This is a genomic window from Marivirga atlantica (assembly GCF_016734805.1).
GTDB lineage: Bacteria > Bacteroidota > Bacteroidia > Cytophagales > Cyclobacteriaceae > Marivirga > Marivirga atlantica.
Map to the genome: position 1 here is coordinate 108,309 of NZ_JAERQG010000005.1, position 23,654 is coordinate 131,962.

The 23,654-nt window shown below is 35.5% G+C and carries 29 protein-coding genes; 11 read left to right on the plus strand and 18 right to left on the minus strand.

Features of this window, described 5'->3' with window-relative positions; genetic code table 11:
- Positions 1–9 precede the first annotated feature (9 nt).
- From JKP34_RS17250 to JKP34_RS17260, 3 genes are all read left to right on the plus strand, one after another.
- A complete protein-coding gene (locus JKP34_RS17250; RefSeq protein ID WP_201924236.1) occupies positions 10–426 on the plus strand; it encodes a hypothetical protein in 417 nt (138 codons plus the stop codon).
- 53 nt (positions 427–479) lie between these two features.
- The gene (locus tag JKP34_RS17255) at positions 480–1,319 is read left to right on the plus strand and encodes a DUF4197 domain-containing protein (RefSeq protein ID WP_201924238.1); all 840 of its coding nucleotides are present in this window, start codon (positions 480–482) and stop codon (positions 1,317–1,319) included.
- Positions 1,320–1,387: 68 nt separating this feature from the next.
- Positions 1,388–3,385: a sensor histidine kinase gene (locus JKP34_RS17260; RefSeq protein ID WP_201924240.1), complete on the plus strand. Its 1,998-nt coding sequence runs from the start codon at positions 1,388–1,390 to the stop codon at positions 3,383–3,385.
- On the opposite strand, the gene JKP34_RS17265 is transcribed toward JKP34_RS17260, so the two are convergent.
- Positions 3,382–5,394: a transporter substrate-binding domain-containing protein gene (locus tag JKP34_RS17265; RefSeq protein WP_201924242.1), complete on the minus strand. Its 2,013-nt coding sequence runs from the start codon at positions 5,392–5,394 to the stop codon at positions 3,382–3,384. The genes JKP34_RS17260 and JKP34_RS17265 overlap by 4 nt on opposite strands.
- Before the next feature lie 208 nt (positions 5,395–5,602).
- Here JKP34_RS17265 and JKP34_RS17270 point away from each other — a divergent pair, with 208 nt between their 5' ends.
- The 4 genes from JKP34_RS17270 to cysM are packed head-to-tail and all read left to right on the plus strand — an operon-like array spanning position 5,603 to position 9,229.
- Positions 5,603–6,451, plus strand: coding sequence for an ion transporter (locus JKP34_RS17270; protein WP_201924244.1), 849 nt, complete (start codon positions 5,603–5,605; stop codon positions 6,449–6,451).
- Positions 6,452–6,509: 58 nt separating this feature from the next.
- Positions 6,510–7,529: a pirin family protein gene (locus JKP34_RS17275; RefSeq protein ID WP_201924246.1), complete on the plus strand. Its 1,020-nt coding sequence runs from the start codon at positions 6,510–6,512 to the stop codon at positions 7,527–7,529.
- Positions 7,530–7,532: 3 nt separating this feature from the next.
- Entirely contained in the window at positions 7,533–8,348 is an 816-nt protein-coding gene (gene epsC, locus JKP34_RS17280) for a serine O-acetyltransferase EpsC (protein ID WP_201924248.1), read from the plus strand.
- Between the two features lie 2 nt (positions 8,349–8,350).
- Entirely contained in the window at positions 8,351–9,229 is an 879-nt protein-coding gene (gene cysM / locus JKP34_RS17285; RefSeq protein ID WP_201924250.1) for a cysteine synthase CysM, read from the plus strand.
- Between the two features lie 6 nt (positions 9,230–9,235).
- Here cysM and JKP34_RS17290 read toward each other — a convergent pair whose 3' ends face one another.
- A complete protein-coding gene (locus tag JKP34_RS17290; RefSeq protein ID WP_201924257.1) occupies positions 9,236–9,673 on the minus strand; it encodes an STAS/SEC14 domain-containing protein in 438 nt (145 codons plus the stop codon).
- Complete coding sequence (locus JKP34_RS17295; RefSeq protein WP_201924259.1) at positions 9,673–10,107, minus strand: hypothetical protein; 435 nt, start codon at positions 10,105–10,107, stop codon at positions 9,673–9,675. Before JKP34_RS17295 ends, JKP34_RS17290 begins: the two co-directional genes overlap by 1 nt.
- An 88-nt stretch (positions 10,108–10,195) precedes the next feature.
- Here JKP34_RS17295 and JKP34_RS17300 point away from each other — a divergent pair, with 88 nt between their 5' ends.
- Positions 10,196–11,065, plus strand: coding sequence for a pirin family protein (locus JKP34_RS17300; protein WP_201924261.1), 870 nt, complete (start codon positions 10,196–10,198; stop codon positions 11,063–11,065).
- Between the two features lie 45 nt (positions 11,066–11,110).
- Here JKP34_RS17300 and truA read toward each other — a convergent pair whose 3' ends face one another.
- Positions 11,111–11,884, minus strand: a complete 774-nt coding sequence (truA, locus tag JKP34_RS17305; protein WP_201924263.1) for a tRNA pseudouridine(38-40) synthase TruA — start codon at positions 11,882–11,884, stop codon at positions 11,111–11,113.
- Positions 11,885–11,997: 113 nt separating this feature from the next.
- On the opposite strand from truA, the gene JKP34_RS17310 reads away from it, so the two are divergent.
- Together JKP34_RS17310 and msrA are read left to right on the plus strand one after the other, a co-directional pair.
- Entirely contained in the window at positions 11,998–12,447 is a 450-nt protein-coding gene (locus JKP34_RS17310; protein WP_201924265.1) for an acyl-CoA thioesterase, read from the plus strand.
- Positions 12,448–12,490: 43 nt separating this feature from the next.
- On the plus strand, positions 12,491–13,141 hold the full coding sequence (gene msrA, locus JKP34_RS17315; RefSeq protein WP_236665054.1) for a peptide-methionine (S)-S-oxide reductase MsrA: 651 nt from the start codon (positions 12,491–12,493) through the stop codon (positions 13,139–13,141).
- Between the two features lie 53 nt (positions 13,142–13,194).
- Here the strand turns inward: msrA and arsC are convergent, their stop codons facing one another.
- The 14 genes from arsC to JKP34_RS17385 form a co-directional block, all read right to left on the minus strand.
- Positions 13,195–13,533 (minus strand): arsenate reductase (glutaredoxin), encoded by a 339-nt coding sequence (gene arsC / locus JKP34_RS17320; protein WP_201924267.1) that lies wholly within the window; start codon positions 13,531–13,533, stop codon positions 13,195–13,197.
- A 76-nt stretch (positions 13,534–13,609) separates the two neighbouring features.
- Positions 13,610–14,152: an ATP-dependent protease subunit HslV gene (hslV, locus tag JKP34_RS17325; RefSeq protein ID WP_201924269.1), complete on the minus strand. Its 543-nt coding sequence runs from the start codon at positions 14,150–14,152 to the stop codon at positions 13,610–13,612.
- 69 nt (positions 14,153–14,221) lie between these two features.
- Positions 14,222–15,889, minus strand: a complete 1,668-nt coding sequence (locus JKP34_RS17330) for a pyruvate dehydrogenase complex dihydrolipoamide acetyltransferase (protein ID WP_201924271.1) — start codon at positions 15,887–15,889, stop codon at positions 14,222–14,224.
- Between the two features lie 160 nt (positions 15,890–16,049).
- Positions 16,050–16,685, minus strand: coding sequence for an OmpH family outer membrane protein (locus JKP34_RS17335; protein WP_201924274.1), 636 nt, complete (start codon positions 16,683–16,685; stop codon positions 16,050–16,052).
- A gap of 131 nt (positions 16,686–16,816) precedes the next feature.
- Entirely contained in the window at positions 16,817–17,581 is a 765-nt protein-coding gene (locus JKP34_RS17340; protein ID WP_201924281.1) for a rhomboid family intramembrane serine protease, read from the minus strand.
- Positions 17,582–17,618: 37 nt separating this feature from the next.
- On the minus strand, positions 17,619–18,521 hold the full coding sequence (locus JKP34_RS17345) for a histone deacetylase family protein (RefSeq protein ID WP_201924315.1): 903 nt from the start codon (positions 18,519–18,521) through the stop codon (positions 17,619–17,621).
- A gap of 59 nt (positions 18,522–18,580) precedes the next feature.
- Complete coding sequence (locus JKP34_RS17350) at positions 18,581–18,742, minus strand: DUF1328 family protein (RefSeq protein WP_201924283.1); 162 nt, start codon at positions 18,740–18,742, stop codon at positions 18,581–18,583.
- Positions 18,743–18,802: 60 nt separating this feature from the next.
- A complete protein-coding gene (locus JKP34_RS17355) occupies positions 18,803–19,372 on the minus strand; it encodes a hypothetical protein (protein WP_201924285.1) in 570 nt (189 codons plus the stop codon).
- 57 nt (positions 19,373–19,429) lie between these two features.
- Positions 19,430–19,774 carry a phage holin family protein gene (locus tag JKP34_RS17360; RefSeq protein ID WP_201924286.1) on the minus strand — a complete coding sequence of 115 codons (345 nt, stop codon included), beginning with the start codon at positions 19,772–19,774 and terminating at the stop codon, positions 19,430–19,432.
- A gap of 89 nt (positions 19,775–19,863) precedes the next feature.
- On the minus strand, positions 19,864–20,031 hold the full coding sequence (locus JKP34_RS17365; protein WP_201924288.1) for a Lacal_2735 family protein: 168 nt from the start codon (positions 20,029–20,031) through the stop codon (positions 19,864–19,866).
- A 35-nt stretch (positions 20,032–20,066) separates the two neighbouring features.
- A complete protein-coding gene (locus JKP34_RS17370) occupies positions 20,067–20,588 on the minus strand; it encodes a hypothetical protein (RefSeq protein ID WP_236665055.1) in 522 nt (173 codons plus the stop codon).
- 101 nt (positions 20,589–20,689) lie between these two features.
- A complete protein-coding gene (locus tag JKP34_RS17375) occupies positions 20,690–20,914 on the minus strand; it encodes a hypothetical protein (protein ID WP_201924292.1) in 225 nt (74 codons plus the stop codon).
- A gap of 61 nt (positions 20,915–20,975) precedes the next feature.
- A complete protein-coding gene (locus JKP34_RS17380; protein WP_201924294.1) occupies positions 20,976–21,977 on the minus strand; it encodes a beta-ketoacyl-ACP synthase III in 1,002 nt (333 codons plus the stop codon).
- A gap of 161 nt (positions 21,978–22,138) precedes the next feature.
- Positions 22,139–22,651, minus strand: coding sequence for a gamma carbonic anhydrase family protein (locus tag JKP34_RS17385; RefSeq protein ID WP_201924296.1), 513 nt, complete (start codon positions 22,649–22,651; stop codon positions 22,139–22,141).
- 84 nt (positions 22,652–22,735) lie between these two features.
- Here JKP34_RS17385 and JKP34_RS17390 point away from each other — a divergent pair, with 84 nt between their 5' ends.
- Complete coding sequence (locus JKP34_RS17390) at positions 22,736–23,506, plus strand: YceI family protein (RefSeq protein ID WP_201924298.1); 771 nt, start codon at positions 22,736–22,738, stop codon at positions 23,504–23,506.
- The last annotated feature ends 148 nt before the right edge of the window (positions 23,507–23,654 follow it).

Genomic DNA, 23,654 nt, shown 5'->3' on the forward strand with positions numbered 1-23,654 from the left:
GATATACATATGAAAAGAGCACGACTGATAACAATTTTCTTTCTTTTATCTATTTCAGGCATTGCACAACACATGAAAGAGGTAGATAAAGTAAACGTTAAAAACGGTATTTATATTAACAAATCGGAACAGCCTTACACTATTCACTATATTGATATTAGCGAACAAGATAAAGGTGTAGAAAATTCTTTTACTATCAGTAAAGAGAAACTATTTGAGTTGCACAAAACCCTTTTATCAGGTTTTAAACAAATGCCGGAAAAACCTATAAGCTTCAACCTCCAAAATGATGAATTAAGATTGTACTTCCGAAAAAAGCTAGGTGAAGCTCAGGTAGAAATTGTACACGAAAATATAGAAAGTGAGAAGACTGGTACCTTGTCCTGGCTTTCTGCAAAAGAGGTGGAAAAGTTACTTCTACAGTAAGTCTTTAAGAAGTTTGGTTTCATTCTTGTTGGATTGTAACTAAATTTATTACCATGAAAAAGCTATTATTCATTTCTCTAGTATTCGTCTCCATTAGTTCATGCGAACTTCTGGAGGACGCCACTGAAAACACTCAAAACATCGATATCGCGGAAGGCCTGAAAGAAGCTTTGCGGGTGGGTACTGACACAGCTACTTCTAAACTAGCCGTAGTTGATGGTTATTTGAAAGATCAGGCAGTTAAAATTTTATTGCCCGATGAGCTTGAGCAGCAAATTCAAGAATTTAAGAGTTTCCAAATTAATATTTTCGGATTTGGTTCAGTGAGTGGAGAACAAATCTATAACACTGGTTTTCCGGCCTTTGGTATTAATAGTTTGGCTAGCAAGGAAGATGAACTAATCACAGGGATCAATCGTGCGGCAGAAGAAGCTGCAAAAGAAGCTGGCCCAATCTTTTTCGATGCCATAAGAGGTATCACCATTACGGATGCCGAGAATATACTGTATGGTTCTGATTCCGCAGCAACAACTTTCCTCGTTGATAGAACTTATTCATCCTTGTTTGATACTTTCGAGCCAAAAGTGGATGTTGCTGTTAATTCCGTCCAAATTAATGGCCAGTCTATTGAAGCACTTTATGCCAGTTATGTTGCCGATTACAATGAAATTTTAAATGTAAGCGTACCAACTGGCTTAACTAATTTTTCATCTATAGGTGAGTTAGCTGGCTTAAATACCATTAGCCAACCTGATATTTCTGCCTTTGCTACTGAAAAAGGTTTAGATGGTTTATTCCTTAAAGTGCAAGAAGAAGAGAAAAACATTAGGGAAGATCCGTTTGCCAGAGTAACTCAAATTCTGGAAGATGTTTTCAGCTTACTGGATCAATAAATACCAAAGTAATAATTATATAAAATAGCGCTGTTTCGGTGCTATTTATTTTTTAGTTTGCATCAGATATGCTAAGCAGAGGTATTAAATCAATTTTATTAGCCCCCCTACTTTTATTACTGACATTTCAATTAAATGCTCAACCAAAGCAGGTAACAGCTGATTGGCTTGATGATTTATTAAATGAAATTGAAAAAGAAGACACGGAAAAACTCATTGAAGCCACAAAAATAAATCTTCAAGAGTCCAGGGATATCAAAAGATATGATCTGGAAAGTCAGTACCTCAAGAAACTAGGTTACATCCATTTGCTTAAAACAAAAAATCTTGAGTTAGCCATGGAATATGCCGTTGAATCTTTGAGCATAGATGAGCGGCATGATTATAACGCTCAGTTATTGTTTAGCAACATGCTATTAGCTTCTATATTTAAAGAGGTTGATGACTACTACAATGCAGCTGAATTTACTGAGAAGGCCTTAAGAATTAACAGAGACTTAAACTTTGAAGCACTTCAGATTAGTCTTAAACAGCAGCTTGGAGATATTTTTGTTGAAATGGCTGCTTATGAAAAGGCACAAGAGCAATATGAAAACATATTGGCCTATGCAAAGTCATCAAGGTACCCTAAACTTGAAGCTACTAATTGGTACCAAATAGGTTTGTTAGAGCAGATGCAAAACAATCATCAATTGGCTATCAATGCTCTTCTAAACGCACTAAAAATTCATAGGAGAATTAATGACCTTGATAAGGAGGCAACAACTCTACTAGCCATCGGAAAATCATACGACCAGATGGATAGCTATGAGAAAGCCTTAGAAAATTATAAAGTGGCGCTAAACATCTGGAGATCGCTAGATTCACCCTTGGGCTTGGCGAAAGTGTATAATGCTTTAGGAGCTCTCTTTAATAAGAACAAGGAGTTTCAAAGAGCTACTGCTAATCTAAGATATGCGCTTACTAATTCTCAAAAGTCACAAAATCAAATGCTCATTATGGAAAGCTATAGACTAATGAGCTTAGCTAATAAAGGATTAGGTAAATTTAAAGAAGCTTTTGAGTATCAGGAATTGCAAAGTGCGCTGGAAGACTTTATAGAAAACGAAAAGAACGACAGGGCAATTCTAAAGATGCAGAATCGCTATACACTTGGAAAACAACAGAATACCATTGATCAGCTTGAATTCAATAAGGTTCAGCGAGAAAATGAGTTAACGGAAAGAACAAGACAAAACAATTTTTTAACCATACTTATAGGTCTTTCAATTGTTATTTTAATGCTCATTCTCATTCTATTTATTACCCAGAGGAAAAGCAATACCAAGCTTAAAGCGGCCAACGAAGAAATTCAAGATAAAAACAAAGAGCTTGAAGAAGTTAATGCTACAAAAGATAAATTTTTCAGTATCATCAGTCATGACTTAAAGGGGCCCTTAAACTCTTTAACATCCTTTTCCGGCCTACTCATGAATCACACAGATAGTTTAAGCAAAGAGGAAATTCAAATGCTTGCAAAGGATCTGGACAAATCATTAAAGAATCTCTTCGCCCTACTGGAAAACCTATTACAATGGTCAAGATCACAAACGGGCAATATTGAATTTAAAAAGGAGCCATTTAATCTCACTGAGGTTTTAAAGAAGAATAAAGATTTACTCACTAAACAAGCAGGCAACAAACAAATTGAGATTGAGCTAAAACAAGAAGACCCTATTGAGGTAAAAGCTCATGAGCAGTCAATTGACACAGTAGTGAGAAACTTGGTTTCAAATGCCATCAAATTTACAAATGAAAGGGGCAAAATAAAGATGGGAGTTTCCGAGGATGACACTTACTATTATGTAAAAGTGGCCGATAATGGTGTGGGTATGTCTCCGAAAATTGTAGATCAAATTTTCAAAATTGATTCGAAACACAGTACACAAGGTACTGCTAAGGAGAAAGGTACTGGCCTTGGCCTCATTCTTTGTAAAGAGTTTGTAGAAAAGAATGGAGGAACAATTGGCGTTAAAAGTAAAGAAGATAAAGGCTCCATGTTCTATTTTAGCATTCCTAAAAACTAAGATTTTGTAGGTTGCTGTTTAGGGAAAATGGCAACAATCTTAGTTCCTTCATCTTTAGCACTAATAAGCTTTAAGTCGCCACCCAACTTATTCATTACTTTCTTAGCCATATAAAGCCCCATTCCAATATTGATATCGCTTCTCTTACCTTTAAAGAAAACCTCGAAAACCTTGGTATGAATTTCTTTAGGAATGCCAATTCCGTCATCTACAAAAGTGAAATGATAGTTATTCTCTTTAAGTTCTAGTTGAACAATAAAGTTAGTTTCATAATAGGTATTATGCTCAAACGCATTCTCCGTTACCTGGTAAATGAAACGTTTTAATAACGTTCTGTCAGTAGTTATTAACTTAACTTCATTATTAATCATGAGCTGTATTTTTGCCCGATGAAGGTCCTTATTTCTTTTTCTGAACACACTTTCAAATACCTCTGTACAAAGTTCTTTTACATCAAAACAGGAATAATTAAGATTTCCATGAAGTATAAAGCTAACTTCTTTAAAGTCATCAAAAATATGTTCCAGCTTTCTGGTACTTTGCTCTACAAGCTCAAAGTAATTGGTGAGCTCTTCATCTTTCGAGACCATTTTACCTAAACCCGTTAATCCTAAAATGTTAGCAATTGGTCCACGTACATCATGACTCGTTTTATACATGAAATTTGCTAATTCAGCATTTAACTCCACTAAACTGGTATTCGCTTTTTTCAATGGAGTTACATCTCGCATAAACTGCACATAGCCAATTAACTGATCACGGTCATCTAAAAGCAGAGATGTACTACTTTTAATCCATAGTATTTCGTTGGTTAATGTTTTAAGACCAATTTCAGAATCAATAAATTTAAAAGAACCACTTTTTAATTGCTCTTTAATGTGCAAATCATGATCCACATCTTCCTTACTCATTAACTGATGGATGGATAAACCTAAAAGTTCTTCACTATCTTCAAAAGACAACAGTTTTGACAAGGCCTTTGGTGCAAGTGTAATTTGATGGTTCAGGTTTTGCTGAATAAGCATGACGGATGAAAACTCCTCAGTCTTTTTTCTGAGCAACTCACTTTCCTGAAGATCAGCCTCTACCTCTATCCTATTCTTCAGCTCTTGCTTTATTTTTTCAGATTTTCTGCTGACCTGCTTTCTCAATAGATAAATCCAGATTGCCACTAAAACTATAATGGACAGCAAAATAATAAACCCTATGAATACCCACCGTGAATTGCGCTCCCACCAACTTTTTTTAGGTGTCAGCCATTTTTGATAGAGTTTATCATACTCACCAGAAGCTTTTACAAGTCTAAGCCCCCAATTCAGAGAATCTAAAAACTGTTTTCTATTATTTGTAACTACATAACAGTATTCTGTAATAAAAATGGGATCACTAGAAGATTTAAGAGACTCGAAGTTACCTGCCTGCATTTCATAATTTGTAGTGAAATAAGAAGTTATGGCACAATCAGTTTCACCATTGATTACAGCTTCTAAGGCTTCCACTTCCGAGTCGTATGTATAAATTAAATCATCATCTATAAAGCCGAACTGATTGAAGTACTCCTCAACTATCGAATTTTGCTGAATGGCTACTCTTTTATCACTTATTCCAATTAAATCTTCAACAGCTTCTGAATCTTTCTTTGAAAAGATGGAGTAATAAACAACACTTATTGGTTTGGAATAAAGTACTTGCCTGAGCCGCTCATCTGATTTGAAATAAGCTGCCACATTTACTTTGTCATCAACCTCCAATTGTTTTCTAACGTCACGCCAAACTCCACCCTTTAGCTCAACTTCCATATCCAACTCCTCCGCAATAGCTCTTATAAGTTCTACATTAAAGCCTGTAGAAGTGCCGTCTTCATCAATAAATTCGTAAGGTTCATATCGCTGGTCAAAGCCATAAATAATTTTATCAACCCTATTTTTTACTGATAGTGAATCTTGAAATGCGTTAACTTCAATAGTGAATATTAAAAACAAAAATATGAAAGGCCACTGTTTTTTCACTATATAACGGGTTGTTTTGGTTGAAGATAAAATAAATACATCTACTAAAAAAATATATTTATATATTAGATTAATCCTATTAAAAGGAAAGGTTTCTAAAAAATTGCTAGTCCTTACAGGCTTGCGTATTTTTAGCACCTTACGCAATCTAAAAATTATTTAATGATATACAATGAAGTAAAATCTTCATTATTTAACCCAATATGTGATGAGTTTGGATTTTCAACCTAATAGAAATAGCCGCTGGCAAGAGAAAACATATCACATAATATTTGAGGCTGATACCTTTGGCGGTAAGCTTTTCGATGTGGTGTTACTCATTGCAATTTTTCTTAGTGTAATGGTTGTGATACTCGAAAGTGTTAAAGATTTAAGCACTTCATATGGCCAATTATTCAAGCAACTTGAGTGGGCCTTTACCATCTTATTTACAACTGAGTATTTGTTGAGAATAGTGATAGTGAATAAGCCCTTGAGGTACATTAAAAGCTTCTTTGGCATTATTGATTTAATATCTATTCTGCCATCAATTGTAGGTTTTTTCTTTGTAGGCGCTCAGTCCTTCATGATTATTAGAGCTTTTAGATTATTAAGGATTTTTAGAATATTCAAACTTACCAAATACCTTGGTGAGGCTTCACAGCTTTCAAAAGCATTAATAGCCAGTAGAAACAAAATCACTATATTCATTGGCACAGTGGTAATTATAGTTACCATTTTAGGGGCACTCATGTATATTATTGAGCCTGATGAAAGTGGTTTTAACAATATCCCGAAAGGCATCTATTGGGCTGTAGTAACCTTAACAACTGTTGGATATGGCGATATAGCTCCTATAACTCCTTTAGGGCAAATTATAGCTTCATTTATCATGATTTTAGGTTATGGTATAATAGCAGTTCCTACAGGTATAGTTACATCTGAAATGACCAAACAAAGTAGCAGCCAAAAAGAAGATACTGTTAAAGACAAATGCCCCAGTTGCAATTGCCCAAAGGCTGAAAATGAAGCTCACTACTGCTATAAATGTGGCTTTAATTTCAAGGAAAAAATGTAACATCTTACTTTTTTATTCTTTAGCCTAACAATGACTCTTTCAAAATCGTTGTAGCTACATGGAAAATAAAGCAATAAAAGATATAATTAAATTAGGTTTCCCATGGCAAACACAAGACCCATTTTTGTTTTGTGTGCACCATGAAGACTATTACCCAAAAGGTAATGCTGAAATGGGACCTTCAGAATCCGTAAGTGGAAGAATGATAGGTCAGGATTTTGACCCGAATCAGAAGTGGAGAATGTACCATGGTACTAAAGTACCTGGGTTCCCCGCTCACCCGCATAGAGGATTTGAAACAGTAACTATTGTAAGAAAGGGATTGATTGATCATTCCGATTCTCTCGGAGCAGCGGGTAGATTTGGAAACGGTGATGTACAATGGATGACCGCAGGTAAAGGAGTTCAGCATTCTGAAATGTTCCCTTTGCTAAAAGAAAATGAGGATAATCCACTTGAACTATTCCAAATTTGGTTGAATCTGCCTAAAAGCAAAAAGAATGTTGATCCACATTTTGCCATGTTATGGAACGAAGATATTCCTGTTTACAAACACAAAGATGAGAATGGAAAAATCACATCCATTGAGATTATTGCTGGCGAAGTAGATGGTAATAAAGCACCAGATCCGGCACCCAATTCTTGGGCAGCTGATACTGATAATGAAGTAGCTATCTGGCATTTTAAAATGGAGCCTGGTGCTAAATGGGAACTTCCGAAAGCTTCAAAAGGTATTAATCGAAGCCTGTACTTCTTTAAAGGAAATGGTTTAACTATCAATGATGATGAAATCCCTGCCTATAGAGGTGTCGTGATGGATCCTTCTGAGCAAGCTGTTCTTCAAAATGGAAATGAAGAAAGTCACTTGTTGATTTTACAGGGTAAACCAATTGATGAGCCTGTAGTACAGCATGGACCATTTGTGGTAAATGACCATAAAGAAATCAACGAAACGATTATGGAATTTCAGCGTACGCAATTTGGAGGATGGCCTTGGCCTACTCATGAAAACACTCACGCCAAAGAAAGAGGTAGGTTTGCTATTTATGCTGATGGCACTGAGGTGGTTAAAGACTAATTTATGACGATAGAAAATTCTTTCTTCAAAGATTTATTAAATGATCATTTAAAGGCGATGGATTGCCCATCGCCTAATCTTATTCATACCTTTTTTGAAGATTTGGTGAGTTACTTGTTCCCCGATTATGGGGAAATAAGGCTAACAACAATCGATGCTGTTGAAGAAGCATATAAAAGTCTACATAACAGATGGCTTAGCATAGTTGAAGAGCGGTGCCAAAAACTTAATGTAATGTACCCTGGCAAGCCGGAAGAACTTTTCAATGAGCTTGTCAAAATAAGAACATTACTCCTGAAAGATATTGAAGCCATTTATGAGGGAGATCCTGCTGCTAAAAGTCATGTAGAAATAATCAAGACTTACCCGGGATTTAAAGCAATAGCGGCTTATAGAATAGCCAATTGTCTTTACAATGCTGGTTATGTACTAATTGCCAGAATGATCTCTGAATATGCCCACACCAAAACAGGAGTTGACATCCACCCTGCTGCTAGCATTGGTGAATATTTCTGCATAGATCATGCCACTGGTATTGTGGTTGGTGAAACCTCTTCAATTGGTCATCATGTAAAGATTTATCAGGGTGTTACCCTTGGGGCTACAAGTGTTAATAAGAGTGATGCTTCAAAAAAGCGACACCCTACCATCGGAAATTATGTAGTAATTTATTCCAATGCTACTATTTTAGGAGGAAACACACATATCGGTGACCATAGTACCGTTGGAGGAAATAGCTGGATTACCAAAAGTGTACCTGCCCATTCCAAACTCTATTATGATTCACAAAACAAACATTTACAAAGAACTGAGCAATAATTATGTTTATTGAAGAATTAGTTGGCAATACTCCTCTTGTTGAGTTAAAAAATATTCCTGTCAACCCCAAGGTTAAAATTTATTGTAAGCTAGAAGGTCAAAATCCTGGTGGAAGTGTAAAAGACAGAGCTGCCATGGGTATGATTAGCAAAGCGCTGGAAAGAGGTGATATCAAAAAAGGTGATAAATTGGTAGAGGCCACAAGTGGCAATACAGGGATTGCCCTAGCCATGATTGCTCAAATGAAAGGTCTGAACATGACACTAATCATGCCTGAAAACTCCACAAAAGAAAGGGTACAAACCATGAGGGCTTACGGAGCAGAAGTAATACTTACTAAAGCTGAAGGCACCATTGAATATTCGAGAACAGTAGCTGAAGAGATGGCCGCTACTGGTGAGTACTATATGCTCAATCAATTTGGTAATCCTGATAACTACAAAATGCATTATGAAACTACGGGGCCTGAAATTTGGAGCGATACAAATGGTGAAATCACTCATTTTGTTTCCGCTATGGGCACTACAGGTACTATTATGGGAGTGTCTCGTTATCTGAAAGAACAAAATCCAGAGGTGCAAATTGTAGGTACACAGCCTAAAGATGGCTCCAGCATTCCCGGTATAAGAAGGTGGTCTCCTGAATTTCTGCCTAAAATTTTTGATGCAAATAGAGTTGATAGAACTATTGACGTTAGTGAGGAAGAATCAAGGACTATGACCAAACGCATGGCTAAAGAAGAAGGCATTTTTGCTGGCATGAGTTCTGGAGGGGCGCTTACTGCTGCGCTTAAAGTAGCTGAATCGCTCAGTGAAGGCGTAATAGTTTGCATCACCTGTGATAGAGGTGATCGTTACCTAAGTTCTGATTTATTTGATTAATGCAGTCTATCCTTCTAAAAGGTAAGCTAAAGCTTTTTCAGGATTAGAGAAAACCTTGGCACGCTGACCCGATATTTTTATTAACGCATTTACGTACATAAGTTTGAATGGTGAGCTGTCTATAATAGCTGCAGCTCTTTTCATTCCTAGTGCATCACCCGCTGGCGATATGTGCTTTTTAAAGTATTCTCTGGCTTCAAGACTTACCTTACCCTGTCTTCTAACATCCGAATAAACACCAATTGTCTTGTTAATCTTTGCAAAATCTAATAACTGATCAAATACATTTTTATATTCCTGATCAGAGAAAACACCATCCCATATAATCAAAAACAACTTGTAAATTGGTGAATAATAAGCCTTTACATAAACCTCATTAATTACTATGTTATTGTCAAGTATTAATTCATCAATGGAGGGTATTTTCTGTTTATCTTCGCTCACTACAACTTACCTTCTAAAATAAATTGTAGTGCTTCCTCAGGTTGAGAGGTTAGTTTTACAGGTCTACCCGTTATCTTAATAATAGTATTCAAATAGTATTTCTTAAATGGTGAAGCATCAGTAACAACTCCTGTTTTATCAATTCCCATCTCCTTTCCTTTAGGGGAGAAGGTTTTCTCGAATTCCTTTCTGGCCCCTACTGGAACAACTCCTTGCTCCCGAATATCAGAATAAAAGCCCACAACTGCTTTTCCCTGCATCTCTTCAATCATTTTATTGAATAAACCTACGTACTCCTGCTCCTTAAATGATCCATGCCATCTCACCCCTAACACTCTTAATTCGGCTGAGTAATAAACTGTAGCAAATTTTTCCTGAAACAGGATATTTTCTTCATTTACTAAACTTTCTACTTTAACTTGTGCTAGTTCCATAAAAGATATGTTTTTATAAGTATACTAAATTATCTCTTGATAATCCATGTAAACCGAATCAATTTTAACCACATTAACTGCATCAGAAATGTCAAACATAAATTTAATAATAGAAGAACGCTCAAGAGATATTGGCAATTTTATGGTTGGTCGTTTGCTACCTTTTCGTAAAAAAAGGATGGTCGGTCCGTTTATATTTATTGACCATATGGGGCCAAAATCACTAGCAAAAGATGAGAATCTTGATGTGCCACCACATCCTCATATCGGCCTCTCTACGCTCACTTATTTATTTGAAGGTGAAATTATACATAAAGACAGTCTTGGTACGGAACAGCTCATTAAACCCGGAGCTGTTAATTGGATGACAGCAGGTAAAGGAATTGTACATTCTGAAAGAACTCCTGACAAGCTCAGAAACACAGAAACTAATTTACATGGTCTGCAAATCTGGGTTGCCTTACCTCTGGATAAGGAAAATATGGAACCTACCTTTACCCACACTGAAGCAGAAGAGCTCCCAAGTTGGCAGGAGGACGGTATACATTATAAGCTAATTGCCGGTTCAGCCTTTCATAAAGTTTCGCCAGTTCCTGTTCATAGCGATTTATACTTTATTGAAATAAAAGCTCAAGAAAAACGAACATTAAACATTGGAAATGAGCTTTATGGAGAAAGTGCTATTTATATTTTAGAGGGTGAAATATCAACTGAAGATCAAAGTTTCGGAAATAAGCAAATTCTGGTAGCCAAAGAAAGCAGCTTATGCGAATTTACTATTCATGAAAACACCACTATATACATTTTCGGTGGACACCCATTCGAGGAAGAGCGAAAAATTTATTGGAACTTTGTGGCAAGCAGTCAGGAAACGATTGATAAAGCTAAAGAAGATTGGAAAAGAAGTAAATTTCCTAAAATACCAAATGAAGAAGATTTTGTTCCGCTACCAGGTTAAATAAAAATGTCTGGCGTTCCATCAGATTTTTTAAAAGGCTAACAGTCAATATTTAACTTCTTTCACCATTAATCCCGAGCCCGGTGCCAATAATTTATCAGTTGGTAAACTCTCACCTTTTAAAGCTTTATTGAGATCGTACTCAGTTATTACACCTGCACCAATTTGAAACAATGCGCCCATCATAAGCCTTATCTGATGTCTGCCAAAACCTTTGCCTCTTACCTCAAAAACAAAACTTTCTGGTGGAAAGAAGTTTGCCTGTAGTTCAGTATTCCTCCTGACTTCTGCCTGCTGAATGGTCCGTACCTTGGTAGTTCCTTCTTTCACATCTTTACAGAAATAGGTAAAATCATGCTCACCCTCAAACAAGCGTGCTGCAGCAATCATTTTATCAATATCTAATTCATCACGATAAAAACCTATCAAAGAAGCAGCCAGGGGAAATCTTTCACAGCCATAAGCAAAGTAGTAATGATAGGTTTTTTCTTTTACATCAATAATCACATTAAAGTTTGCATCAACTTCTCTGATGGATTTTACAGCAATATCAGGAGGTAGATTGTAATTCATAGCCTCAAAAAATGAAGAGGAATCAAGCTTTTCATTCAAAAAAAGTTCGAAATAAGTAGATTGAGCTGACACCATAGCATCTGTTCTTCCTGCTGCTAAAATTTTAAATGGCTTCTCCCAAACAAAACGAATAGTCTTATCCAGCATCAACTGTATAGTTTTTAGTTTATCCTGTTTTTGCCAGCCATGATACCTCATGCCCAAATACTGAATTTCCACTAAATAAAACTTTGTATACCTGCTCATTTAAATCAAAAATATGACATCAATAATGAATTTGCGCAACCTAATCAAAAGTTAAAGGTTCAATAAGGCTGGACAAATTAATTACACTAAATTAGATTTTTAAATTATTAGGCATGCATATTAATATTAACCCAGAAAACTTTACATTTTCAGAAAATATCCAGGTTCGCTGGACAGATTTAGATCCTTTAGCTCACGTTAACAATTCCATTTATATACAGTATTTTGAGATAGCCAGGGGGCGTTACATGTTAGAAGCCGCTCCTAGTTGGGATTGGCACAAAGATATGTTTCTATTAGTTAACGTTAATTGTAATTATATAAAAGAGCTAAAAATTGGTATGCCAGAAACAAAGTGTTGGGTAAGAACCAAAGAGATGGGAAATAAGTCATTTATCATTGAATATATGATAACGACAGGCAAAGGAACAGTACACACAATAGGCACTAGTACCCAGGTAATGTTTGATACTAAAACTAAAACGACAATTGAAATCCCTGATTGGCTCAGAAAAGAAATAAATAATTATGAGAAAGATGGAAGTGTCGTGATCAAGTCATAACACTATTGAGCATGATGCGTTGTTTGTATTTAAACTAACAATTATGAAAAAATACTTAATGATTAGCCTTTCTTTCATGATTATGCTGGCTTGCTCGGCAAATACCGAAGAAAAGGCTTCAGCAAATAATAACAATAACCTAAAAGGCACAACACAAAATAGTGAAGCAACCGATACAGCTTATTTTGCGGGAGGGTGTTTTTGGTGTATTGAAGCTTCATTTGAACAAATAGAAGGTGTTGTAGAAGCTGTTTCAGGTTATTCTGGAGGAACAAAGAAAGAACCTAGCTATAAAGAAGTTAGCTACGGTAAAACAAATCATGCCGAAGCTGTAATGGTTATTTATAATCCTCAGGTAATTTCTTATGATGTACTGCTGGATATATTCTTTACAGCACATGATCCAACACAGCTGAACAGACAAGGTCCAGATGTTGGTAAACAATACAGATCTGCAATTTTTTATACTACTGAACAAGAAAAGCAAAAGGCACAAGCTAAAATGAAAGCCTTAGCTAGTAAGTTTGATGATCCGATAGTCACTGAACTTAAAGCTTTTGATTTTTTTCATGAAGCGGAGGATTATCATCAGGACTTTGAGGAGAAGAATCCGAATAATTCCTACATAGTTAATGTGTCAAAACCTAAAATTGAAAAGGTAGCAGAAGTATTTAAAGATAGGCTAAAGCAATAAAGTATAATTGACTGCACATAAGAAAGGCTTTCCAAATTTGGAAAGCCTTTTTACTATAACAACTTCATAACGTTTTCTGGTGGTCGGCCTATAACGGCTTTATCACCATCTACAACAATAGGTCTCTCTATCAACTTAGGATATTCCAACATGGCATCTATCCATTCATCATCAGATAGCTCTTTACCTTTATACATTTCTTTGAAAATCCCCTCATTCTTTCTTACAAGCTCTTCTGGTTTAATATCGAGCTTATCGATTAAATCCTTCAATTCTTCCTTTGATGGTGGATTTTTCAAATACTCGATTACTTCGAATTGTACACCTTCATCTTGCAAGATTTGTCTTGTTTGTCTGCTTTTCATGCAGCTAGGATTATGATATATTTTCATCTATAATGATTTAATAATTGTTACTGAAAGTAATTTACTTTACTTAATAACCTATTTAAAGGCATTCAGTTTTCAATTATTGAACTTTCTCAACTACCAGGTTATGGTTAGTATAAATACAGATATCAGCAGCTATATTTAAACTTTCCCTCACAATATCTTCAGCCGTTAAATGATCCGCAGCATGTTTTTTTAAAGCTAAAGCAGCCGCTTGTGCATACATACTTCCTGAACCGATAGTTGCTACTTGATTATCTGGCTCTAATACATCTCCCGTACCAGAAATTACAAGAATTTCTTCTTTATCAGCCACAATCATCATGGCTTCTAATTTTCTAAGGTAACGATCAGTTCTCCAGTCCTTCGCAAGCTCAATTGCAGCTCTTTTCATACTTCCGCTATATGTATTAAGTTTGTCATCAAACTTCTCAAGCAATGTAAATGCATCTGCCGTTGAACCTGCAAAACCAGTTACAATTTTACCATCCTGAAGTTTTCTAATCTTCTTCACATTGCTTTTGGCTACAGTATTACCCATGGTTGCTTGTCCATCTGCTCCTATTGCTACTTCACCATTATGTATAACCGCACATACGGTTGTTGATTTAATCTTTGTCATATAATATTTGTCTAATAAAAAAGTCTCGTTTTAGTGTAACGAGACTTCAAAATTGATGTTAAGCAAAACTTAAATTAATATTCTTACAGGATCTTCCAATAGATTTTTAAGTGTTACAAGGAATGGTGCGGCCATTGCGCCATCAACCACTCTATGATCACTTGAAAGTGTAACCTTCATCGTATTTCCTATTTTAATTTCGCCATCCTTTACAACAGGCTCTTGTTTAATACCCCCTACTGCTAAAATACATGCCGCAGGACCATTGATAATGGCTGTAAACTCTTCAACGCCAAACATACCCAGGTTTGAAATAGAGAAGGTAGCTCCTTCCATTTCTTCTTGCTCTAATTTCCTATCTTTAGCACGAGCACCTAAATCTTTAATTTCTGCTGATATGTGAGATAAAGATTTGTTATCTGCAAACTTCACGACAGGTATTAATAAGCCCTCAGAAATAGCAACAGCAACACCTATATTAATATGATCGTGCTTCAATACCTTATCATCACTGAATGACACATTGATTTCAGGATGTTGCCTTAAAGCAGCAGCAGTTGCCTTCACTACCATGTCGTTAAAAGAAATTTTAACTGGAGAAACTTCATTCAAGCTTTTACGGGCTTCAATGGCTTTATCCATATTAATTTCCATGGTAACATAGAAATGTGGAGCTGAGAATTTGCTACGGCTAACAGTTTTACCGATAGCTTTTCTCATTTGTGAAAGCTTCACTTCTTCAGTGTGCTCCTCTCCTACAACTTTAGGGATATTGATAGATGAACCATCAGCACTTGCAGTTTCTAATTTAGTAGATTTTTGAGACGGTGTAAAATTCTCTACATCTGCCTTTACAATCCTTCCATTATTACCTGAACCCTCAACTTCTGCCAGGTCTATACCTTTATCTTCTGCTATTTTCTTAGCAAGCGGACTTGCAAAAATTCTTCCATTGGATGATGAGCTGCTGGTAGGTTGTGTTCCACCTGATTTACCTTTATTTGCTGAGCTAGCCGGCTTAGGTGCACTGCTGCCTTTGCTTGAAGATTCTTCTTTTTTCTCTTCTTTCTTTTCAGTCTTATCTCCGCCTTTATTCTTTTGTTCTTCAGCTTTTACCAGACTTTTGTAATCAGCTCCTTCTTCTCCAATTACCGCAATAATGCCATCAACCGGAACAGAATCTCCTTCCTTAATACCTATATAAAGTAAAGTACCATCTTCATAAGCTTCAAGCTCCATGGTAGCCTTATCGGTTTCCACTTCTGCTAATATATCTCCTGATGACACTTTATCACCTTCTTTCTTGAGCCATGATGCAATGGTACCCTCTTCCATGGTATCACTCATCTTAGGCATTTTTATAACCGAAGCGTTTATATCTGAAGTGTCAATATCCTCACTTGCATCTTCATTTGAATCATCATCTGATGATTCATTATCATCTTGACCATTATCACCATTAGAAGTTTCTTCCTCTAATAAATCTTTATAGTCCTCTCCATCTTCTCCAATTACAGCAATTACACCGTTTACCGGCACTGCATCACCTTCTTCAATTCCGATATGCAAAATGGTACCATCTTCATATGATTCAAGCTCCATTGTAGCTTTATCTGTTTCTACTTCCGCTAATATATCTCCAGATGATACTTTATCTCCCTCTTTCACCAACCATGAGGCAATTACACCTTCTTCCATGGTATCGCTCATTTTGGGCATTCTAATTACTTCAGCCATATATTTCTAGTTGTGTTGTAAGTCAAAAATAATTCTAATTGAAGCTTAATTCAAATTAATTAATCTAAACTATTGAGAATAATCTAAATCTTAAAAATATGTTCAAATAAAAAGCCCGATTTTAGAAAAACGGGCTTTCAAAATCTTTTAAGAAAATAGCTTAATCAGGTGTTTCAGTACTTTCTTCTTTTTCAGTAGTTCCTGTTTTTGATGATTCATACTCTTTGTTAAGACCATCGATAACTTGTTTGCTAATGTCTAAGCCTTCATTAGCATAAAGCACACCGCTTCCTCTTGAGTAAGTTAGTACTAACTGTAAGTCGTGCTTTTTACCATAATCCTTTAGAAATGCACTAACTCTATCATAAAGATCTTCATTAAGCTTGGCTTCTTCCTGTCTAAGCTGAGTAGATAAACTCTCCTGATAACGCATTAAGTTTTGTTGCTTCTTCATCAAGTTTTCCTCCAAAGCTTTGCCTTGCGCTACCGTTAAGTTAGCTGCTGTTCTCTGAAAGTCATTAATTTCACTCTGTAAACCTTCGGCTCTGTTTTGATATTCCTTCTCAAACTTGCTCTGTTTTACAGCCAATTTATTAGCAATTTCTTCAGTAAGCTTATAGTTTGCTAAAAGGCTATCAGAATTGACATAAGCAATAGAAACCTCATCAAAAGCAACAGGCATATCGCCATCACTGTCAATTTCTTTTATTTCAGTTCCACCTGAAAACTGCACATAAAATAGATAAGCAACAGCTATTACTAATATTACATTTAATACAACTGATAAATTCTTCATGATTAATTCTTGAGTTTATTGAAAAGCTGCAAAAGACAGCTAAATGTTTATTGCGGCCACAAATATAAGTAATGAATTGAATTAGCAATAAAAAAGAATGCTTTGATGAAGCACTATTTTATTAAAGAGGCTTACTTTTCATCATTCTCAGAAGAGCTATCTTTATACTCGATATTATAAGTGCCTGACTGTTTAGTTGCTGATTCTGGTTTCTGCTGTTCCTTATATTCATAATTAAAAGTAGCATCAGGCTGATCGTAAGGAATATACCAGTCAGGAATTTCCTCGTCTTCTTTTGTCCATTCCCTTTCAAAAGACATTTTAAGTTCAGCCTGTCCGGCAAACTGATCTTTAAGTAGATAGGCAACAATTAATCCACTAAATAAACCCATTAAATGAGATTCCCATGAGATATAACCATCCCGTGGTAAAACTCCATAGAACATACCTCCATACAGCAAAAGTACTACGAAGGATAAGGCCAATGAGGACTGGTTTTTTCTGATTAGTCCACTAAATAAAATAAAGGAGGCTATTCCATAAATAACTCCACTGGCACCTATGTGGTAGGCTTCTCTTGCAATTATCCAAACCCCTATTCCCGTGAGTATATAAATATAAAGTAATGCTTTGAGAGCTATTCTATCATAGAAGAAGAATAAGATGATAATTAGCAACATCAAAGAGAAGCTGTTGGAAAGTAAATGCAGGAAATCACCATGAATGAATGGAGAGGTAAATATGCCGATAGTACCTAGTATGTGTCTGGGATAAATACCGAAATGAGCAAAATCAGCAGCAAAGGCCCATTCTATAGCTTTAACCAGCCAAAGCACTAATATAATGTAGCTTGAAAACACTACACTTTGCCGAAATAAGGACCTTTCTTTACTCATTATCATAAAGTACGAAAAAAGGAGGAAGTCGTCTAAATTAAAAGAATAAATCTTGTGCTAAACGAAAAGTATTGGCATGAGCCTCAATGATATGTGAGATTTTTTCTGAATAACCTCCGCCCATCACTGCCACCAACGGGATATTATTTCTCTTGGCTTCTTCAAACACATATTTATCACGTTGCTTGCAACCTTCTATACTTACCCCTAACCTACCTAGCTTATCGGTTGACAAAATATCTACTCCGGATTGAAAGAATATAAAGTCAGGCTTTATCTGGTTAATCAATTTAGGTAAATTATCTTTCAGTAATTTCAAATAAATATGGTCTTCGCAACCGTCTTGTAAAGGAATATCAAGATCAGATTTCTCTTTTTGCATAGGATAATTATGACCACCATGCATACTGAAAGTAAAGACTCTATCTTCCTCTTGAAAAATTTCGGCTGTTCCGTTGCCCTGATGAACATCCAAATCAACCACCAACACCTGACTTGCTAGTTGATTGTCTAATAAATAATGTGAAGCAATAGCAATGTCATTCAATAAACAAAAGCCTTCGCCTCTGTCAGTAAAAGCATGATGTGTACCTCCAGCTACATTCATCGAAATTCCATATTCCAAAGCATATTTAGCACAATCTATTGTACCCTGATTGATAATTCTTTCTCTCTTTACCAAGCCGGCAGACAAAGGAAATCCTGTTCTTCTCTCTTCTTGCTTACTTAGTTCAAGATGCTTTAGCTTTTCCCAATAAGCTGCGTTATGTGTTCTTATTATTTGCTCCTCAGTTAATAAGGTAGGTGTAAATAAATTTGCCTCTGTGATGGTTCCTTCATATATGAGCTGCTCAGGTATTAATTCATACTTTTCCATAGGAAACCTATGTTTGGGCGGCAAAGGATGTGCATATTCTGGCGTCCAGGCAATTTTTAGCATAGGCATAAAAAAAGCTGATATTAAAAAATACCAGCATTTAACTCTTCTGTTTAACTAATCTATTTCTTAACCAATCGCATTATCAAATTGATTACGAGCAGCACAAGAAAGATATAAAAAATTATCTTGGCAATTCCCGCTGCGCCAGCTGCTATGCCTCCAAATCCGAGAACTGCAGCTATTAAGGCGACTACTAAAAAAATAATTGTCCAGCGTAACATAGTTTGTTTGTTTTGGTGAGTATAGTAAACTATGTACAGCTGTAAATGTTTTAAATTTTATTAATCATCGAAGTCTATCTCCTCTTCATTTGATTGAAATGAATAAAGAGTATCATCGAGATCAAGGTTATCTTCGTTAAAATCTTTAATAAATTTATCAATAAGTTCAGGTGTCACCTCATCAATATTTAAGCCGATATCTAAACCAACTCCATACTCACAGCCACTATCCATATCTACATGTTCCTGAACTTTCACCGCCTCATCTTCTTCTAAATCATCAATAACCTCAGCGATGTATAAGCCTATTTCTTCTTCTACATCATCGAGTGTATTTAAATCACCATTTTCATCTTCTTGAAACTTAATAGGCTTAAAGTTAGGGAATTTCTGAGCCGCCTTATGCTCTGCAATTTCATATACCTCACTTGCATGATGAAGTCTTAATGTATATATCACAGCATCATAAACAACATCCTCACCTTCATACTTTCCTATAAATCTAAAGTGCTGATATTCTTCATTATTATCTTCAGAAGGTATGGTGACAAATCTATGTTTTGTTTTCGCTATTTCAGCACTAACTTTTTCTATTTCAGACGGTTCGAAGCCAGGATTATCTAATTTCATCGTTGTAGGTTTAGCTTATTAAATTACAGCATTTTTTAAAAATCGCAAAATTATGCATTAATCATCTTTACGACTAATAGCTTCAAAAATTGAGTTAACAATTGCCAGAATTATCCCAAAGAATAAAGCAGACCAAAAACCATTTACAGCAAATCCATCAACAATAGCATCAGCCAATAATACCATTAATGCATTAATTACCAATAAAAACAGCCCTAATGTAAATACCGTTATAGGGATTGTTAAAAATGTTAAAATTGGTTTTAATGTAGCGTTAAATAACGCCAAGAAAATAGCCACAATAAAAGCCGAAAAAAAGCTATCAACCGTTGCACCTGGCAATAAATAAGAAGCCACCAGTACGGATATAGTGGACAGCAACAATTTTATTAAAAAATTCATAATTACTAATAAATGCTTTGTTCAATACAATATCTTAAAAAATACGTTTTATAAAAATCTAATTTTAATATAACCGCTTATTCAACGAATTACTTATTAAGTGTATCAATCTTTTTAGCTACTTCTTCCGCTTCAGCCATTTTTTGATCTGCCTTAGTACGATCAACAGTGCTTAATCTATGGTATTCTTTAAGTAACTTTTGATATTGATCGTTAAGTTTCTCCTTTTCTGTTTTCTTCTTAAATAATCCAAACATGCTTTATTTTTTTTAGAGCAAACAGCTTGAACTTACTAATGTTTACTGAAAGCACTTGTTAGATGATGAATGAATTGCTGAAGTGCTTTTGGTGAAGTATGGATGTCATTAATAGCTACCTTACTGGAAATTTTGATAAATCCATTCTCACTTATTTGTTCTTCCACATCAGCTTCAGATAATTCAGATAAGAGACAGTAATTACTAGCTTTATAATGATACTCCCATTCTGTATGATTAATGCAGAAATAGGTATTATCAACGTTCTTAAATTCGTTGATGATAGTCGAAGCATATGTCTGTAAATACTTCCCTCTTAGATGTAAGGTAAAGGATACAAAGTTGCCCCAATAGAACATTGATCTTAATGCAAAAACATCTGACTTGGTAAAGTAAGCCGGATAATCAAGCATCAAATAAGGAAGAAATTTATAGTTCTCTCCTTTAGAGATTTTGCCATTATTGGTATTTATGGCCCTATCAAATGTAGATTTGCTAACTAATTGTTCCTTGATGAGCTGTTCAAACTCTCCCAGTAGCATTGTAGCCTTTTCCATTATTCTATTCTTAATAAGTAAAATGGTGGAGTCTGAGGCGAGGTCTATTTCTTGTGTTGAAAAAGTAGTCATAAAAAACCCCGTAACAACGGGGCTAAATTTTAAAATTGATCAGGTTTCTGAATAATTTTTAATACAACCTCATGTGGGTCATCGTCAGTGTCTCTCAAATGTATTTTAAGCATTGGATTATCCTCCCCCATTTTATCATCAACTTTCGTGATTTTAAAACCACTCAATTTAGACTCTAATTGTTCAGACATTTCCATTATTGCTTTGGCAATTTCTACTTCAAGTTGGCTGGGGTTGTATTGTTTAGTTATCATGGTGTTTTTCCGTTAGTTGGTAATTTTAAATATAGCGAAAAAATAATTTTGCCATAACATTTTACCATCTAATTAAAGCCGATCCCCATGTAAAACCACTTCCAAAAGCAGCCAAGCAAACTAAATCACCTTCCTTTATTTTACCTTGTTCCCACGCTTCAGAAAGTGCAATTGGAATTGAAGCCGCTGTGGTATTACCATACTTTTGGATGTTATTGAAAACGTTTTCATCAGGCAAATTAAGTTTACTTTGGATGAACTTAGATATTCTCAAATTAGCCTGATGAGGTACCAGCATGTCTATATCTTCTGCCTTTAGATTGTTTTGATTTAAGGCTTCTTCGATAACTTCATGAAAGCGAACCACGGCATGCTTAAACACCATGTTTCCATTCATATAAACCTTAAACCCTGAAGTATCCAGAATTTGTTCAGGTTGTCTTTCTTCGCGTGTCCTACTACTTCCTGGATCTTTCACATAAAGCTCCTCAGCATATTTACCCTCTGCATGCAGGTGGGTAGAAAGTATACCCTGCTCATCACTGGCTGAAAGAATAGCAACACCAACACCATCACCGAAGATTACTGCAGTTGATCTGCCCCTATCTGTTAAATCAACAGCTGTAGATTGAATTTCACCTCCCACAACCATTATATTTTTATACATGCCCGTTTTGATAAATTGATCAGCCACAGAAATCGCATACACAAATCCTGAACAAGCATTTCTGATATCCAGACATCCGATAGTCGTCATTTCTAACTCCCGCTGCAATAATACGCTAGAGCCTGGAAAAAAGTAATCAGGAGTAATGCTAGCAAATATAATAAGGTCTATATCTTCTTTTGATTTGGAAGCTCTTTCGAGCGCGGTTGTAGCAGCCTTTTTAGCCATTTTTGCTAATGAGCCATCTATATCAGGATTGAAAAATCTCCGTTCTTTAATTCCAGTTCTTTCAGTTATCCATTCGTCACTAGTGTCCATAAGTTTGGACAGTTCATCGTTAGTAACAACAGTTTCAGGTACAGCATGACCCAAACCTGTAATTTTGGAATATTTCATTAAAGTTTACTTAAAATGTTAAAAATCAAGTGAAAATTCATAAATCCACTTTAAAATTTAATAAATATAGCTTGTTCAAGCAGAATTTTCCAACAAAATGTAAGATTTACGTTCTTTTTGGTTTTATGACGCTTAAGGTAATTAATTCTGTTTGAGAAGAATTAATTATCAATCCATCCTTTATACATCATATAGTTCTTGGCCGTTCTGTCAAAAACCTTCATCAGATCACCTTCAATCTTTTTTACTTTTTTCGCAGGCACTCCTGCATAAATATATCCTGATTCCACAACTGTACCTTCCAGAACCACAGCACCTGCAGCAACAATAGCATTACTTTCTACCACAGCATGATCCATGACAATAGCCCCCATACCAACCAAGCATTTATCTTGCAAGGTACACCCATGAATAATAGCTTTATGCCCAATAGAAACATCGTTACCTATAGAAGTAGATGCCTTTTCATAGGTGCAGTGTATAACGGCTCCATCCTGAACATTTGTTCTATCACCTATCACAATACTATTAACATCTCCTCTCACTACAGCAGACCACCATATACTACATGACTTGCCTATTTTCACATCACCTACCACAACCGCATTATCTGCCAAAAACACATCACTGTCTATTGAAGGAGTTATTCCATTACACTTTTTAATAATTGCCATTACTTTCTAAATAAATTTAATTGTATCTACAAACAATATCTTTAATTAATCGTTATCACCTCAAATTAACAAACCATTTAAATTATGAAAATTATTAAATCAACAAGTTTATTAGCATTGGCAATACTTGTTTTAGCATCATGCTCATCTAAACCTAAATCTGATGAAGCCAAAGTAAGTGAAGCCGAAGAAGTGCAAGAAGTAACAGGAACTGAAGTTGCTGTATCAAACACAGAAGCTGACATGGAATGGGTTGGTACGAAACCTACAGGAAGACACTATGGAAACATTGGGTTAACTGAGGGATCAATCAAGATTGACAACGGTTCAATTACAGGTGGTAAGTTAGTTTTTGACTTACAAGAGATTCAAGTGAAAGATTTGGCTGATGATGAAGAAAGCCATGCCAAATTAGTAGGTCACCTGCAATCAGCTGATTTCTTCGATGCGGCAAATCACCCAAAAGCAACTTTCGAAATTGTTTCAGTAAAAAATCTTTCTACTGCTGAAAACATGGCTGATAAATACAACGCTTACTCTAATAAGATGGAACAGCCGGCTGAAGGAGAAAGAATTATGGAAATTGAAGATTATAAATTAGCTGGTGCTACTCATGAAGTTACAGGTAACTTAACTATGAGAGGTAAAACATTGGCGATTACAGTACCTGCAGTTGTAAATATTACTTCTGATTCGGTTAAAGCCTACACAAATTTCAGTATTGATAGAACTAAATGGGGATTAATGTATGGTGACGAGTCTAAAGCAGTTGACAAAGCAAAAGATAAGTTCATATACAACACAGTAGGTATTGGACTAAAGCTGAATGCTGATTTACCGAAAGACGCCATGTAATTTCATAGATTTAATAGATTATGACCCGTCCTAAATAAGCGTTACAGTTTTTAGGATAAAATTATGGTTAAATATAGGGAGTAGCAGGTGTTAACTTGCTACTCTTTTTCATTTTATAGGTTTTTATTTCAATACTAGATTGTTGGTG

Bases quoted from the DNA above. Each gene is read 5' to 3' on its own strand.
- JKP34_RS17250 (WP_201924236.1), top strand. From the start codon at position 10: ATGAAAAGAGCACGACTGATAACAATTTTCTTTCTTTTATCTATTTCA.
- JKP34_RS17255 (WP_201924238.1), top strand. From the start codon at position 480: ATGAAAAAGCTATTATTCATTTCTCTAGTATTCGTCTCCATTAGTTCA.
- JKP34_RS17260 (WP_201924240.1), top strand. From the start codon at position 1,388: ATGCTAAGCAGAGGTATTAAATCAATTTTATTAGCCCCCCTACTTTTA.
- JKP34_RS17270 (WP_201924244.1), top strand. From the start codon at position 5,603: ATGAGTTTGGATTTTCAACCTAATAGAAATAGCCGCTGGCAAGAGAAA.
- JKP34_RS17275 (WP_201924246.1), top strand. From the start codon at position 6,510: ATGGAAAATAAAGCAATAAAAGATATAATTAAATTAGGTTTCCCATGG.
- epsC (WP_201924248.1), top strand. From the start codon at position 7,533: ATGACGATAGAAAATTCTTTCTTCAAAGATTTATTAAATGATCATTTA.
- cysM (WP_201924250.1), top strand. From the start codon at position 8,351: ATGTTTATTGAAGAATTAGTTGGCAATACTCCTCTTGTTGAGTTAAAA.
- JKP34_RS17295 (WP_201924259.1), bottom strand. From the start codon at position 10,107: ATGGAACTAGCACAAGTTAAAGTAGAAAGTTTAGTAAATGAAGAAAAT.
- JKP34_RS17300 (WP_201924261.1), top strand. From the start codon at position 10,196: ATGTCAAACATAAATTTAATAATAGAAGAACGCTCAAGAGATATTGGC.
- truA (WP_201924263.1), bottom strand. From the start codon at position 11,884: ATGAGCAGGTATACAAAGTTTTATTTAGTGGAAATTCAGTATTTGGGC.
- JKP34_RS17310 (WP_201924265.1), top strand. From the start codon at position 11,998: ATGCATATTAATATTAACCCAGAAAACTTTACATTTTCAGAAAATATC.
- msrA (WP_236665054.1), top strand. From the start codon at position 12,491: ATGAAAAAATACTTAATGATTAGCCTTTCTTTCATGATTATGCTGGCT.
- arsC (WP_201924267.1), bottom strand. From the start codon at position 13,533: ATGAAAATATATCATAATCCTAGCTGCATGAAAAGCAGACAAACAAGA.
- hslV (WP_201924269.1), bottom strand. From the start codon at position 14,152: ATGACAAAGATTAAATCAACAACCGTATGTGCGGTTATACATAATGGT.
- JKP34_RS17330 (WP_201924271.1), bottom strand. From the start codon at position 15,889: ATGGCTGAAGTAATTAGAATGCCCAAAATGAGCGATACCATGGAAGAA.
- JKP34_RS17335 (WP_201924274.1), bottom strand. From the start codon at position 16,685: ATGAAGAATTTATCAGTTGTATTAAATGTAATATTAGTAATAGCTGTT.
- JKP34_RS17340 (WP_201924281.1), bottom strand. From the start codon at position 17,581: ATGAGTAAAGAAAGGTCCTTATTTCGGCAAAGTGTAGTGTTTTCAAGC.
- JKP34_RS17345 (WP_201924315.1), bottom strand. From the start codon at position 18,521: ATGCTAAAAATTGCCTGGACGCCAGAATATGCACATCCTTTGCCGCCC.
- JKP34_RS17350 (WP_201924283.1), bottom strand. From the start codon at position 18,742: ATGTTACGCTGGACAATTATTTTTTTAGTAGTCGCCTTAATAGCTGCA.
- JKP34_RS17355 (WP_201924285.1), bottom strand. From the start codon at position 19,372: ATGAAATTAGATAATCCTGGCTTCGAACCGTCTGAAATAGAAAAAGTT.
- JKP34_RS17360 (WP_201924286.1), bottom strand. From the start codon at position 19,774: ATGAATTTTTTAATAAAATTGTTGCTGTCCACTATATCCGTACTGGTG.
- JKP34_RS17365 (WP_201924288.1), bottom strand. From the start codon at position 20,031: ATGTTTGGATTATTTAAGAAGAAAACAGAAAAGGAGAAACTTAACGAT.
- JKP34_RS17370 (WP_236665055.1), bottom strand. From the start codon at position 20,588: ATGGAAAAGGCTACAATGCTACTGGGAGAGTTTGAACAGCTCATCAAG.
- JKP34_RS17375 (WP_201924292.1), bottom strand. From the start codon at position 20,914: ATGATAACTAAACAATACAACCCCAGCCAACTTGAAGTAGAAATTGCC.
- JKP34_RS17380 (WP_201924294.1), bottom strand. From the start codon at position 21,977: ATGAAATATTCCAAAATTACAGGTTTGGGTCATGCTGTACCTGAAACT.
- JKP34_RS17385 (WP_201924296.1), bottom strand. From the start codon at position 22,651: ATGGCAATTATTAAAAAGTGTAATGGAATAACTCCTTCAATAGACAGT.
- JKP34_RS17390 (WP_201924298.1), top strand. From the start codon at position 22,736: ATGAAAATTATTAAATCAACAAGTTTATTAGCATTGGCAATACTTGTT.